The sequence below is a fragment of the Leucobacter chromiisoli genome (genome assembly GCF_016522505.1).
GTDB classification, from domain to species: Bacteria; Actinomycetota; Actinomycetes; order Actinomycetales; family Microbacteriaceae; genus Leucobacter; species Leucobacter chromiisoli.
This window is the reverse complement of record NZ_JAEHOH010000019.1, coordinates 94564-108071: the sequence shown is the minus strand read 5'-3', so window position 1 is coordinate 108071 and position 13508 is coordinate 94564. Positions and strand designations below refer to the sequence as shown.

The 13508-nt window shown below is 71.9% G+C and carries 14 protein-coding genes; 7 read left to right on the top strand and 7 right to left on the bottom strand.

The window, feature by feature from the left end; genetic code table 11:
• Positions 1–132 (top strand): integrase core domain-containing protein (locus tag JD276_RS13125; RefSeq protein WP_200116102.1); only part of this gene is annotated, 132 nt, incomplete at its 5' end.
• Here the strand turns inward: JD276_RS13125 and JD276_RS13120 are convergent.
• Together JD276_RS13120 and JD276_RS13115 are read right to left on the bottom strand one after the other, a co-directional pair.
• Positions 129–803 (bottom strand): LuxR C-terminal-related transcriptional regulator, encoded by a 675-nt coding sequence (locus tag JD276_RS13120; protein ID WP_307866575.1) that lies wholly within the window; start codon positions 801–803, stop codon positions 129–131. The two genes, JD276_RS13125 and JD276_RS13120, sit on opposite strands and share 4 nt — an antisense overlap.
• A gap of 23 nt (positions 804–826) precedes the next feature.
• Positions 827–2251, bottom strand: a complete 1425-nt coding sequence (locus tag JD276_RS13115; protein ID WP_200116100.1) for an ATP-binding protein — start codon at positions 2249–2251, stop codon at positions 827–829.
• Between the two features lie 112 nt (positions 2252–2363).
• Between JD276_RS13115 and JD276_RS13110 the strand changes: the two genes are divergently transcribed.
• Together JD276_RS13110 and JD276_RS13105 are read left to right on the top strand one after the other, a co-directional pair.
• Positions 2364–4031, top strand: coding sequence for a PspC domain-containing protein (locus JD276_RS13110; protein WP_200116099.1), 1668 nt, complete (start codon positions 2364–2366; stop codon positions 4029–4031).
• Positions 4028–4438, top strand: coding sequence for a hypothetical protein (locus JD276_RS13105; RefSeq protein WP_200116098.1), 411 nt, complete (start codon positions 4028–4030; stop codon positions 4436–4438). The genes JD276_RS13110 and JD276_RS13105 overlap by 4 nt, the downstream gene beginning before the upstream one ends.
• 40 nt (positions 4439–4478) lie before the next feature.
• On the opposite strand, the gene JD276_RS13100 is transcribed toward JD276_RS13105, so the two are convergent.
• A complete protein-coding gene (locus JD276_RS13100) occupies positions 4479–5990 on the bottom strand; it encodes a sensor histidine kinase (protein WP_200116097.1) in 1512 nt (503 codons plus the stop codon).
• A 249-nt stretch (positions 5991–6239) separates the two neighbouring features.
• Between JD276_RS13100 and JD276_RS13095 the strand changes: the two genes are divergently transcribed.
• Positions 6240–6752, top strand: coding sequence for an Rv3235 family protein (locus JD276_RS13095; protein ID WP_200116096.1), 513 nt, complete (start codon positions 6240–6242; stop codon positions 6750–6752).
• 35 nt (positions 6753–6787) lie between these two features.
• Here the strand turns inward: JD276_RS13095 and rlmB are convergent, their stop codons facing one another.
• From rlmB to phoU, 3 genes are all read right to left on the bottom strand, one after another.
• The gene (rlmB, locus tag JD276_RS13090; protein ID WP_200116095.1) at positions 6788–7780 is read right to left on the bottom strand and encodes a 23S rRNA (guanosine(2251)-2'-O)-methyltransferase RlmB; all 993 of its coding nucleotides are present in this window, start codon (positions 7778–7780) and stop codon (positions 6788–6790) included.
• Complete coding sequence (cysS, locus tag JD276_RS13085; RefSeq protein WP_200116094.1) at positions 7777–9240, bottom strand: cysteine--tRNA ligase; 1464 nt, start codon at positions 9238–9240, stop codon at positions 7777–7779. The genes rlmB and cysS overlap by 4 nt, the downstream gene beginning before the upstream one ends.
• A gap of 145 nt (positions 9241–9385) precedes the next feature.
• On the bottom strand, positions 9386–10027 hold the full coding sequence (gene phoU, locus JD276_RS13080; protein WP_200116093.1) for a phosphate signaling complex protein PhoU: 642 nt from the start codon (positions 10025–10027) through the stop codon (positions 9386–9388).
• A 195-nt stretch (positions 10028–10222) separates the two neighbouring features.
• On the opposite strand from phoU, the gene JD276_RS13075 reads away from it, so the two are divergent.
• Together JD276_RS13075 and JD276_RS13070 are read left to right on the top strand one after the other, a co-directional pair.
• Entirely contained in the window at positions 10223–11419 is a 1197-nt protein-coding gene (locus JD276_RS13075; RefSeq protein WP_200116092.1) for a sensor histidine kinase, read from the top strand.
• A complete protein-coding gene (locus JD276_RS13070) occupies positions 11416–12108 on the top strand; it encodes a response regulator (protein WP_200116115.1) in 693 nt (230 codons plus the stop codon). Before JD276_RS13075 ends, JD276_RS13070 begins: the two co-directional genes overlap by 4 nt.
• A gap of 146 nt (positions 12109–12254) precedes the next feature.
• Here JD276_RS13070 and JD276_RS13065 read toward each other — a convergent pair whose 3' ends face one another.
• Positions 12255–12851, bottom strand: coding sequence for a DNA modification methylase (locus tag JD276_RS13065; RefSeq protein WP_200116091.1), 597 nt, complete (start codon positions 12849–12851; stop codon positions 12255–12257).
• 157 nt (positions 12852–13008) lie between these two features.
• Here JD276_RS13065 and JD276_RS13060 point away from each other — a divergent pair, with 157 nt between their 5' ends.
• Positions 13009–13494 (top strand): CarD family transcriptional regulator, encoded by a 486-nt coding sequence (locus JD276_RS13060; protein ID WP_200116090.1) that lies wholly within the window; start codon positions 13009–13011, stop codon positions 13492–13494.
• Positions 13495–13508 lie beyond the last annotated feature (14 nt).

Below are 13508 nucleotides of genomic sequence, written 5' to 3'. Positions count from 1 at the left end.
GACAGTGATGCAGCCAGGGCCGAGACGTACGAGGCCTGGCTGCATCACTACAATCATCACCGACCCCATACCGGGATCGGAGGGCTGACCCCGTCAGATCGCGTTCACAACCTCACTGGGAACTACAGCTAGAGCAGGCGGCGCGAGAGCGCCCAGGCGGTGAGCTCGTGGCGATTGGAGAGCTGGAGCTTGCGCAGCACGTTCGACACGTGGGTCTCCACCGTCTTCACCGAGAGGAAGAGCTCCGCGGCGACCTCCTTGTAGGCATACCCCCGCGCGATCATGCGCATCACCTCCTGCTCGCGGGCCGAGAGGCGGTCGAGCTCGTCGTCGGCGGCGGCGGTCTCGCCGACGCCCGCCCCGAATGCGTCGAGCACGAACCCGGCGAGCCTGGGAGAGAACACCGCGTCGCCGCCGTGCACGCGCACGACCGCGGCGGTCACCTCGGCGCCGGAACTGGTCTTCGTGAGGTACCCGCGGGCGCCCGCACGGATCACGCTGACCACGTCGTCGGCCGCGTCGGACACGCTGAGCGCGAGGAAGCGCGTCGGCCCGGCAGCGCCCCCGATCCGACGCAGCACCTCGGCGCCGCCTCCCCCGCTGCCGCCGGGCAGGTGCACGTCGAGCAGCACCACGTCCGGACGGCAGCTCGGGATCACGGTCACCGCCTCGTCCACGGTCGCCGCCTCGGCCACCACCTCCAGTTCGGGGCCGAGCTCGGCGCGCAGCCCCGAGCGGAAGATCTGGTGGTCGTCCACGATCACCACCCGCACGGGATCTCCGCTCACCCTGTCTCCGCTCACACCGTCCTCCTCCGTGCTTCCGCTCATCCGCGCGCTCCCGCCTCTCCGCCGGCCGTCTCGGCACCGCTCCCGGTGCCGCCGGGCGCGTCCGGAGGCGCGTCGAGCGGCATGGAGAGGCGCACCGAGGTGCCGGAACCGCCGGGGCCGGCGACGATCCTGGCCGTGCCGCCGGCGCGCGCCATGCGGCCGAGGATCGACTCGCGGACGCCCATCCGCCCATCGGGCAGCGCGGCGGCGTCGAGCCCGGGCCCCCGGTCGGTGACGTCGACGGAGACCTTCCCCGGCGCCAGCTCGATGTAGACGGTCACGCTGCCTCCCGCGTGCCGCGCTGCGTTGAGCATCGCCTCGCGGGCGGCGGCGACGATCGCCTCGGGGACCGCCTGTCCCGCGCCGCGCCCCGATCCAGCCCCGCCGACGACGACGACCTCGAAGCGCACGGCGTGGTGCTCCTCGAGCGCCGCGGCGTGAGCGCGGAGCTCGACATCGATCGCCTCTCTCGCCTCCGGGGCGGCTCCGTCCGCCGTGCGGAACAGCCACTCCCGCAGCTCGCGCTCCTGGCCGCGCGCGAGCCTCGAGACGTCGCTGCCCGGCTCGGAGCGCTGCTGGATCAGGGCGAGCGTCTGCAGCACCGAGTCGTGGAGATGCGCGGCGATCTCCGCTCGCTCCGTCTCGCGGGCGCGCCCCGCCCGCTCGGCCATCAGCTCGCGGTTGATCCGCAGCAGCCAGGGAGCGATCGCGAACGCGACCCCCGCCAGCACCGCGAGCGCGGCGGCGATCACCGTCCAGGCGTTCGGCTGCCTGGCGGTGACGAAGAACATGAGCACGCCCACGGCGACGAGCGCGAGCGCGGCGAGCACTCGCGGGATCTGGTTGCGATCCGGCCTGTCGCGGTCGGCGATCTGCCACCAGGTGAGGCCCACGCCGACGAGCACCGCCATCGCGGGCAGGATCACCTCGAGGCGCAGCTGCACCCCGAGCTGGAAGAGCACGAGGGCGGCGCCCGCGATCAGCAGGCAGCCCCCGAGGAGCATCTCGGCGACGGGCCAGCTCGGCCTCGTTGCGACGCCGGCCCCGGAATCCCGACGTTCCGCCGGGCCGCCGGCCGCCCCTCCCGGATCGCCGGAGTCGGGATCCGTCCCGGAGGCGGGGCCGGGACCCGCGCCTCCCGGCTCGCCGGAGCCGAGGCCCCCGGCGCGCCTCTCCGTCACCGCCGACGCGGGCCTCGTCAGCGCGCGGCGCATCGGCAGAATCCCCTCGGACTCCCCCTCGAGCGGCACGGTCGCCCACAGCCAGAGGTAGAAGATCACCCCCGCGCCGCCGAACAGCGCGAAGACCAGCATCGCGATGCGCGCCGCGACGGGCTGGACGCCCAGGTGCTCGGCGAGCCCGGCGCACACCCCGGCGATCACGCGCTCGTCGCGCACTCGGCGGAGGGGTCCCGGTTCCATACCTCCATCCAAGCACCCGCTTCCGGCATCCGCGCGCTCAGGGGCGAGATTCAGGGGTCGGTCAGGGAGAACCCCCATGGCGGGCCCGCGGCCGACCGAGCAGACTCGAAGCATGAACGAGACGACCCCTCCTCAGGACCCGGCCGGTTCGCAGCCCTCGAGGCCCCCCGGCAGCGGATTCTTCGCCTGGCTGCGCGGCCTCGGCATCGTGCGCGGCGACGATCGCTGGTTCGCCGGCGTCGCCGGTGGCATCGCGAAGAGAGCCCGCATCGACCCGCTGATCGTGCGGGGCCTCTTCGTGGTGCTCGCGCTGCTCGGAGGTCCCGGGCTCCTGCTGTACCTCACCGGCTGGCTGCTGCTCCCCGACGGAACCGGCCGCATCCATGTGGAGGAGATCGTCCGGGGGCGAGCCCGGCCGGGAGTGACGGTGGCGGCGATCGTGATCGCCGCGGTCGTCCTCATCCCGGCGATCCTCGGAATCATCCTGCCCACGCTCTCACCCGCCCCGATGTTCGGGATCTGGGGCTGGGACCTGTGGGAGGCCGTCGGCATGCCGTCCTGGCTCAGCGCGACCCTCGCCTGGATGTGCTGGATCGCGATCCTGGTCCTCGGCTTCGTGTACGTGCGCCGGGTGATCCTGAAGCGCGGCCGCGACCAGGGGGGGCGCGCGGAGCGGGAGGCCCCCGCATCGGGCGGCGCCGAGCCGCCGCCCGTGAGCTTCACCGAGGAGACCCGCGCCTTCGCGGATCGCACCGAGGAGTTCGCCACCCGCGCGGGTGAGCGGGCGAGCGCCTGGGGCGAGCAGTTCGGCGAGCGCGCCGCCAAGTGGGGCGAGGACGTCGGCAGGCAGGCCGACGAGTGGAGCGCGCGGTACGCCGAGCATCACGACGCGCACCGGCTCGGCGCCGGCCAGACCATCCTCACCCTGGCGCTCGCGCTGCTCGCCGCCGGTCTCACCGCGATCTGGGCGCTGAACGGCGACTGGCTGCCGTCCGCGCTCCGGTGGGACGACGGGCACGCGGTGCTCGTGGCCGCGCTCGTCGCCGGTCTCGCGGTCTGCGCCGTCTCCCTCATCGTCGCCGGTGTGCGGGGGCGCCACACCGGGTGGATCGGCTTCGTCTCCGCCTGCGCGGTGGTGGCGCTGATCTTCACGGCGGTGCTCCCGTGGGGATCCCGGTTCCACCCCTTCGGGACGATGCACGTCGGCGGGAACCACGAGCCGGGCGCCGTGATGCTCGCGGGGAACGCCCACGTCGATCTGGGCTACCTCGACGATTCCGGGGCCTCCGTTGGCCGGGACGAGGATCTGGCCGTGTGGCTGCTCGCGGGCAACGCGAGCGTGCACCTCCCGGAGGAGGCCCCGGCCCTCGTCGACGTGCGGGTGCTCGCGGGCAACATCGGCGAGCAGGGCACCGGGTCGGACGGGTTCAGGATCTCGGGACCCTTCCTCAGCCGGACCATCGGCGCGAACCTCGAGGACACGGGCGACGCACGCGCCGACGCCTCCGTCGCGCGGGCGACCGTCTACGTGCTCGGAGGCAACGTGCGGGTGTACGGTGCGGAGGGCGCGGCGATCTCCTCATCGGAGGACGAGGAGTCGGGCACGGGCGATCGCCGGCAGATCGAGCAGGATCGCCGCGACCTCGAGGAACGGCTCGAGCGCGTGGAGTGGGAGCTCTCCGAGCCCGGCATCGACGGCCGGGATCGCAGGGACCTGAACGACGAGAAGCAGCAGATCACCGACGAGCTGGAGCAGCTGGAAGCGGAGATGGCGAGATGAGCACCGAACCGAACCGACCCGGCGAGGGCGCCCCCGAGGGCCCCGAGCCGCGAGACACGCCCGAGACCGCCCCGACGGTCCCGCTCACGCCTCCGGAGCGCGAGGCCCCGGGCTCCGAGCCCGAGAGGGATCCGGCCCGGGAGGGGGACGCTGCGAGTCGACCCGACGGCTGCGGGATCCCCGCGAGACGCCCCGAGAGGCCCGGACCCCGCACGGGGCCCATCGTCTGGGGCGCGCTGATCCTCGCGTTCTGCTGCTACGTGGCGCAGCGGGCGCTCGCTCCCGGGACGGTCAGCGCGGCGACCTGGATCACCGTGACGGTCATCGGACTCGGGGCGCTGCTGCTGCTCGTCGGCACCGCCGTCGTGCTGCGCAATGCCCGGAGCAGGAGAGCGTCCGAACGCTAGGGGGGCTCGCCGACCACGTCGGCCCCGCCCTCGGCGCCGGCTACTCGCCGACCCGCGGGATGGGACGGGTGTGGGCCGCGATCCAGTGCAGCGGGATCTCGATCACGACGCGCGTGCCGCCGCCCTCGTGCGCGGCCCAGGCGATACTGCCACCCAGCTCGCCCTCGATGAGGGTGCGGACGATCTGGGTGCCGAGGCCGTCGCCCACGGCGCCGCCGGGGAGCCCGGTGCCGTTGTCGATCACCTCGACCGCCAGGCGCTCCTCGGAGCGGTCGGCGCGGATGATGACCTCGCCCTCGCGCCCCGCGAGCCCGTGCTCGACGGCGTTCGTCACGACCTCGGTCAGCGCGAGCGCGAGCGGCGTCGCGTACTCCGAGGGCAGCTCGCCGAACACCCCCTCCTTGCGAGGGTGCACGATCGTGTTGTGCAGGCTCGCGACCTCGGCGGCGAGACCCAGCACCCGGTCGAAGACGACGTCGAAGTCGACGATCTGGGAGAGGCCGGTCGAGAGCGTGTCGTGCACGACCGCGATCGCGGCCACCCGGCGCATGGCCTGGCCGAGCACCTGCTTGGCCTCCTCGCTCCGGGCCCGGCGCGCCTGCACGCGGAGCAGCGAGGCGACCGTCTGCAGGTTGTTCTTGACCCGGTGGTGGATCTCGCGGATCGTCGCGTCCTTGGTGATGAGCTCCTGCTCCTGCTGACGCAGGTCGGTGACGTCGCGGGTGAGGATGATGCCGCCGGCGCGCTCGTCCTCGCGGATGACGGGGATCGAGCGCAGCGTCACGATGCGCCCGCGCTCCTCGATGTCGGCGCGCTTGGCGATCCTGCCCTGCGTGATGAGCGGCAGCGACTCGTTCGTGTCGAAGTGCCCCTTCACGACCTCGGCGACGACCTCGCTGAAGTTCTCGCCCTCGAGCTCGTCGCGGTAGCCGAGCAGCGAGAACGTGGTCTGCGTGTTGGGGCTGGCGAAGGTGACGACACCCTCGGGGTCCACCCTCACGAGCCCGTCCGCCGCGCGCGGCGCGCCCCGCTCGCGCCCGCGCGTAGTGCCGGGCGAGGGGAAGAGGCCCTGCTGGATCATCTCGAAGAGGTCGTCCGCGCACTCGCGGAAGGCCGCGCCGATGCGGGAGGCGCTGTGGTTGTCGGCCGCGCTCGTGTGCAGCGTGATCACGGCGAAGGGGCCGTGCACGGCGCCCGCCTCGTCCCGCCGGCTCACGGGGTAGGCCGAGAGCCGCATCGGGTTCTCCTCGTACCAGGCGGGCGCCGTCGACACGACGGACCGGCTGGTCTCCATCGCCTCGTCGACGATGCCGCGCCAGTCGGAGCGCAGGAAGTCCCCGAGCACGTCGCGGTAGAAGAGCGTCACCGACCCCGCCGGGCGGCTGTGCGAGATCGCCAGGTAGTTGCCGTCCTCGGTCGGGGCCCACAGCACGACGTCGCCGAGCGCGAGATCGGCGAGCAGCGGCCAGTCGAGCCTGAGCAGCTCGAGCCACTCGATCTCCTCGTCGCTCAGGGAGGAGTACTGGGTAGCGAGGTTGCGGAGCGTAGACACAGCATCAGCCTAGAGGAGGAAACCTCCGAGGCCCCGCAGTCACCGGCTCGAAGAACCCGCCCCCTGGGCTCCGTCGCCTCGGCTGCGCAGCCCCTGATCCTGCGCGCATCGGCGGCGGACGCGCGTTGACGCTGATTGACACCTGTTTCTTATGGTGGGGTTCCAGACACGCACCGTGCATCGATGGCGAGGGAGGGGGCGCCGCGAAGCGGCGACGTCGTGCCGGAATCCGCCGAGAGGAGCCCCCCGATGCCCACCGCAGCAGCCCCGAGCCCGAGACGTCGGGAGGAGATCGCCGCGCAGCCGCTCCGAGCGGCCGGGAGGGCGGGCGTCGGCCTCCCCGCCCAGCGGCCTCTGGCGGGCGCCGCCCGTCCCGCCCCGGCGACGCACGGCGCGATCACCTTACGCGGACCGGCCGCGGGCATCCCCGATCCGCACCCGGCGCTCGTCACCCGTCTGGCGGTGCAGGCGCTCGAGGTCGTGGACGGCACCCGGAGCATCGCCGGCCTGAGCGGCTGGATCTCCCAGGAGGTCGCCGAGCACCTCATCAGGATGCGGACGCTCCACGCGGAGCGCCGCACGGTCTACGGGGACGGCAGGCGCACCGCCCCGACCCCCGGACGGGTCGCCATGGGGCGCCCCCGCGTCACCGCCGTCGAGGCGGCCGTCGTGATGCACACCTCGGCCCGGTCGTTCGCCGTGGCGATCCGGATGGAGTACGTCCGGCGACGGTGGCGGGCGACGTGCATCGCCGTGCTCTAGGTGCGCGCCCGCGAGCGCTTCGCCACCGGGGCCGGCTACTCCGTGAGCGCGCGCCGCTTCGAGACCTCGTAGAGGGTCACGCTCGCCGCGATGCCCGCGTTCAGCGACTCGGTGGCCGCGCTGATCGGCACCGAGACGATCGCGTCGCAGGTCTCGGTGACGAGTCGCGACAGGCCCTTGCCCTCGCTGCCGACCACCAGCACGAGCGGCCGGTCGGAGAGCTCGAAATCGGGGAGCTGCACATCGCCGTCGCCGTCGAGGCCGACCACGAAGACGCCGCGCTTCTTGAACTCCTTGAGCGTCTGCGTCAGGTTCGAGGCCATCGCCACCGGGATGCGGGCGGCCGCGCCCGCGGAGGTCTTCCAGGCCGCGGAGTTGAGCCCGGCCGAGCGACGCTGCGGCACGACGACCGCCTGGCCGCCGAAGGCGGCGACCGATCGGATGATCGCGCCGAGGTTGCGGGGGTCGGTCACTCCGTCGAGCGCGACGAACAGCGGCGTCTCGCCGCGGTCCAGCACGTCGTCGAGCACCTCCTGCGGGTGCGCGTACTCCATCGGGGGCACCTTCAGCACCACACCCTGGTGCACGGTGTCGCGGCTCGTCATGCGGTCCAGCTCCGCGCGCATCACCTCGAGCACGGGAATGCCCCGGCCGACGGCGAGGCGCAGGATCTCCCGCATGCGGTCGTCCATCTCCACCTTCGCGGCGATGTGCAGCGAGGTCGCGGGCACCTTCGTCCTCAGCGCCTCGAGCACGGCGTTGCGGCCGGTCACGAGTTCGACGTCCTCCGACTTGCGCTGCCCTCTGGCCGGCCGCTCGGCCTGCCTGCCGACGCCGTGCCGCTCGCGCGCCGCCTGCAGGCGCTCGCGGGCGGCCTTCGCCTTGCCCGCGGGGTGGTAGGGCCGATCCTCGGCCTTCGGCGTCGGGCCGCGGCCCTCGAGCGCCTGCCGCCCCTGCCCGCCGGAGCCGACGGCCTTTCCGCGGCTCTTCTTGCGGACGGCGCCTGGGCGCCCCTTCTTGTTGCTCATGCGAGACTCCAGCGGGTTCCGTTCGGACTGTCTTCAATGGTGATCCCGACCGCCTGCAGGCGGTCCCGGATCGCGTCGCTCGTGGCGAAGTCTTTGGCCCTGCGCGCGTCGGCGCGCTGCTCGAGGAGCGCTTCGACCAGCTCTCCGAGCGCCGCAGCCGCCTCGTCCCCGCTTCCCCCGCTCGTCAGCCACGCGGGATCGCGGGGGTTCAGGCCCAGAACGTCCAGCATACCCGCGATCTGCTGCGCGAGCTCTCGGATCTCGGCGCGATCCCCGCCCGTCGGATCGTCCAGCTGCGTGTTCGCCGCACGCACGGCGCCGTGCAGCACGGCGAGCGCCTGCGGCACGGCGAAGTCGTCGAGCATCGCCTCGACGAACGCCCGAGGAAGGTTCCGCGGATCCGCGCCGGCCGCTCCCGCGGGCGGAAGCTCCAGGCCCGCCTCCTCGACGCGGTCGAGCAGGTTCTCGATGCGCCCGAAGGCCGCCGCGGCCTCCGCGAGCGACGACTCCGAGAACTCGAGCACGGAGCGGTAGTGGGCCGAGCCCAGGAAGTAGCGCAGCACGATGGGCCGGGCCGCCGCCAGCAGGTCCGCGGCGAAGAGCGAGTTGCCGAGCGACTTCGACATCTTCTGCCCGCCCGTGTTCACGAGGCCGTTGTGGATCCAGTGCCGCGCGAACGGGTGACCGGCCGCCGTCGACTGCGCCAGCTCGTTCTCGTGGTGCGGGAAGCGCAGGTCGAGGCCGCCTCCGTGGATGTCGAACTCCTCGCCGAGGTAGCGCGTGGCCATCGCCGAGCACTCGATGTGCCAGCCGGGCCGGCCGGCCCCCCAGGGCGAGGGCCAGGCGGCGGTCTCGGGCTCGGAGTCGCGGTGCGCCTTCCAGAGTGCGAAGTCGCGCGGATCCCGCTTGCCGGCCGCCGAGCTCGGGTCCCCGTCCGCCGCGTCCTCCATCTGATCCCGCTGCTGCCGCGTGAGCGCGCCGTAGGCCGGCCAGCTCGCCGTATCGAAGTAGACGCTCGCGGTGCCGTCCTCCGCGGGGTAGGCGTGCCCGCGCTCGATGAGCCGCTCGATCAGCGCGATCATCTCCCGGATGTTGGCCGTCGCCCGCGGCTCGTACGTCGGCGGCTGCACCCCGATCGCGTCGTAGGCCGCCGTGAACTCGCGCTCGACCCGGTAGGCCAGCGCCCACCACTCCTCGGACCCGCCGGCCTCCTGCGCGAGACGCGCGTTGTCGAGGATCTTGTCGTCGATGTCGGTGACGTTGCGGATCAGGGTGACGCGCTGCCCGCTCGCGGTGAGCCAGCGCCGGATGAGGTCGTAGGCGAGCGCGCTGCGCAGGTGCCCGATGTGCGGAGCCGACTGCACGGTCGGCCCGCAGACGTACATCCCGACCTCCCCGGGAACGCGCGGGTCGAGGTCGACCAGCTCCTGTCGCTGGGAGTCGTAGATCCGTTGTTTCACGTGTCCCAGCTTAGGGGCCGAGCGGATAGGTGCGCCGTTGTGCCGAGCGTACCGTCGTCAGCTCGTCAGCAGAGGTCCCGTTTTCGCGATTTTCGAGCGTCTACTGACGAGCCGCGAAGGACAGGCCCACGGGAACCGCCTAGCCCTAGTCCAGCTGGCCGCTGAGGAAGAACTGCACGTACTTCGCGATGTTCACCGCGTGGTCGCCGAAGCGCTCGTGGTAGCGGCTCGCGAGGGTCGCATCGACGACGGCGGTGGGGTTGTCGGCGAGGCGGTCGCCAAGCACCTTCTCGAAGACCTTCGCGTGCAGCTCGTCCAGGTCGTCGTCGAGGTTCCGGATCTCCGAGATCGTCGACGGGTCCATCGTGCGCAGCAGCGTGACCAGCTTCTCCGCCATCTGCACGTCGAGCCGGCCCATCCGCGCGAAGGTCTTCTTCAGCCCCTCGGGGATCGCGCTCTCCGGGTAGCGGTACCGGGCGAGCTGCGCGATGTGCTGGGCGAGGTCGCCCATCCGCTCGAGCGAGGCGCTCATCCGGAGCGCTCCCACCATGAGCCGCAGGTCGGACGCGACCGGCTGCTGGCGGGCGAGGATGTCGATCGTGAGCTCGTCGAGCGCCGAGGCGAGCGCCTCGATCTCCTCGCCACCGTCGATCACCTGCTCGGCGAGCGCGACGTCGGAGCTGCCGAACGCCGACGTGGCGCTCTGGATCGACGACTCGACGAGTTCGGCGATCTGCACCAGGCGATCCTGCACCTCGCGCAGCGACTGCTGGAAGACTTCCCGCATAACCGATGGTTCCCTTCTCGTTCTCGCGCTTCTCGCTGTCCAGTCAACCTATCGCGTCGACGGGGGCGCCTCCGGCCGGGCGAGCGCGCTTCCTCGAACGAGTCTCCCCCGCGGCGGTGAACAGCGCCGAGCCCGGAGGTGAACAGCAGTTGAACTCCGCGTCGCCGGCAGACGGCGACCCATACGATGAAGAGCATGACCCCGTCTGTGCTCGTGCTCGCCTCCGTGGGGCTCGGCGTCGTGATCGGCGCAGCGATCACCGCGGCGATCCTCGTGGCCCGCCGGGCCGGTCGCCGGCGCGCGGCCGAGCTCCGCCCCGAGCTGCCGGAGATCGCCGTCGAGATCCTCAACGAGATCGACACCTTCGCGGTGATCCTCGACGCTTCGCTCACGCCCGTGTACGTGAACCGGGCCGCCCGCGACGATCAGCGGATCAGCGGCGAGGAGCTGCGCGATCCCGAGTTCCTGAGGCGGGCCAGGGGCGTGATGTCGAGCGGTGTGCCCGACACCCGGGAGCCGGACCCCTCGGACCCGAGGCACACCGTCCGCGTGCACCTCGTGCGGCTGCAGCGCCGCTTCCTCGTGGTGCTCGCCGACGACCTCGGCGAGGAACAGCGGGTGAACGCGATGCGTCGCGACTTCATCGCGAACGTCAGTCACGAGCTGAAGACGCCGATCGCCGCGATCGGCCTGCTCTCGGAGGCCGTCCACGAGGCCGCCGCGGAGCCCGGCACGGTCCGCACCTTCGCGAAGAGCCTGATGAAGGAGTCGAAGCGCCTCAGCGAGCTCTCGCGCGACATCATCCAGTTGTCCGAGGCGCAGTCCACCCTGCGCCCCGAGGACCGGGAGCCGGTGTCGGTGCGCGACCTCGTCCGCACCGAGGTGGAGGCCCACCGCACATTCGCCGCCCAGCACGGCGTCGAGATGGTCGTCACCGACGCGCAGGACGCCGAGCGCTCCTCGTACGTGCTCGGCCGGCCGGCTGCGCTGGGGGTCGCCGTCGCCAACCTGCTCAGCAACGCCATCACCCACTCGCCGCCCGGCGGCCGGGTGGGCGTCGGCCTGGAGTTCGAGCAGCGCAGCGTCGTCGTGACGATCACCGACCAGGGAGAGGGCATCGCCCCCGAGCACCTGCCCCGCATCTTCGAGCGCTTCTACCGGGTGGACGACTCGCGCAGCCGCGACGGCGGCGGCACCGGCCTCGGCCTGAGCATCGCGCGCCACACGATGCGGGCGCACGGCGGCGACATCGACGTATGGTCGCAGCCCGGCGTCGGATCCAGCTTCTCGCTCACATTCCCCCTCGCCGAGGAGGCGCCGGCGGGTGCCGCGAAGAAGAAGAAAAAGAAGAAGCCGAAGAAGAAGCCGATCGAGAAAGGACCCCAGCAGTGAGCCAGCGCATCCTGCTCGTCGAGGACGAGGAGTCGATCTCCCAGCCACTCTCCTTCCTCCTCGAACGCGAGGGCTACCGCGTGCGGGTGGTCGACGACGGCGCGGAGGCGATCCGCGTCTTCCCCGAGGAGGCCTTCGACCTCGTGCTGCTCGACCTCATGCTGCCGAGCCTCCCGGGCACCGAGGTGTGCCGCTCGATCCGAGCCCGCTCCCAGGTGCCCGTCATCATGCTGACCGCGAAGGACAGCGAGATCGACATCGTCGTCGGGCTCGAGCTCGGCGCCGACGACTACATCACCAAGCCCTACTCGACCCGCGAGCTGCTCGCCCGGGTGCGCGCGGCGCTGCGCAGATCGGGCACGGGCGACGAGCTGGAACCCGAGCCCGAGGAGGGGGTGCTCGAGGAGAAGGGGATCCGGCTCGACTCCGAGCGGCACGCCGTCACCGTGCGCGGCGAGGAGGTCGCGATGCCCCTGCGGGAGTTCGAGCTGCTCGAACTGCTGATGCGGCACTCCGGCCGCGTGCTCACCCGGGGCCAGCTCATCGACCGCGTGTGGGGCAGCAACTACTACGGGGACACCAAGACCCTCGACGTGCACGTCAAGCGGATCCGCTCGCGCATCGAGGAGCAGCCCTCCGACCCGAAGCTCGTGACGACCGTCCGAGGCGTCGGCTACCGCTTCGGGTAGGCGCCGCCCGCGAGCGCGAGCGCGGACGCGGCGCGAGCGCGGACTCGGGCCGCTCCCGACCCCGGAGACGACGGAGGGGCGGCCGGGGCCGCCCCTCTCGCGCTCTCGGCGAGCGCCGTCGTCGTCTCCTCCGCGCTCGCCGTCGGCTACTCCGCGCTCTCGGAGCCCGCGCTCTCGGAGTCGGCGCCCTGCTCGGCGTCGCCGCCCGCCTCGGTGGATCCCTCGCCGTCGGCGTCCTCGCCCTGATCCGCCTCGACGTACTCGGGAAGCACGAAGCGCTCGTACTCGGCCAGCTCGCCGTCGAGCACGGGGATCTCGTACTCGACCTCGGCCGAACCGGGGGTGCTGAGGTAGGCGGTGACCGTGGCCCCGGGCTTCAGGTTCGGGATCGACACCAGCACCGGCGGGTTGTCGCCGTCGTCGGGGTCGCCGAACTGGCTGAGACCCGGTTCCACCCTGAACTCGGCGGCGGCCTGCTGCGAGCCCTCGCCGACGAAGCTGATCATCAGATCCTCCGCGCTCTCGCCCGCGTTCAGCCCGGTGAACACCACGTTGAAGTTCTCGCCCGTCTCATCCGCGATGAGCAGGATGTTGCGCACCTCGAGACCGTCCACGTCGATGTCGCGCCCGTCGCTCGGCGCGTACGGGTCCAGGGTCGCGATGGGAGCGATCAGGCTGCACCCCGAAGCGCCGAGAGCGAGGGCCGCCGCGAGAGCGATGGACGAGGCGATCCGAATCTTCAAGGTGGTCCTCCGAGCGTGGTAGAGACGTTCATCGCATAGCGCGCTGACAGTTTGACATCATCCTATCGCTCGCGCGGGAGTCGGCGCAGCTTAGGCTCGCCTAAGCAGACGACAGAAGTGTGGTATTCTATAGGTTGGACTGAAAAGGAGCCACTCGATGCAATTTGAGGTCGGAGAGACCGTCGTCTACCCCCACCACGGCGCTGCCAAGATCATTGAGACCAAGACGCGCAAGCTGGGAGGGGAGGAGAAACTCTTCCTCAAGCTGCAGGTGAACCAGGGCGACCTGACCATCGAGGTGCCCGCCGAGAACTGCGATCTCGTGGGCGTGCGCGACGTCATCGACAAGGAGGGCCTCGAGCAGGTCTTCGAGGTGCTGCGCGCTCCCTTCACCGAGGAGCCCACCAACTGGTCGCGCCGGTACAAGGCGAACCTCGAGAAGCTCGCCTCGGGCGACGTCATCAAGGTCTCCGAGGTCGTGCGCGACCTGTGGCGCCGCGACCAGGAGGTGCGGTCGCTCTCCGCGGGCGAGAAGCGGATGCTCGCGAAGGCCCGCCAGATCCTCGTCTCCGAGCTCGCGCTCGCCGAGAAGACCGACGAGGACAAGGCATCGGAGATGCTGGATCAGGTGCTCGCCTCCTGATCGGGGCTCTCCCC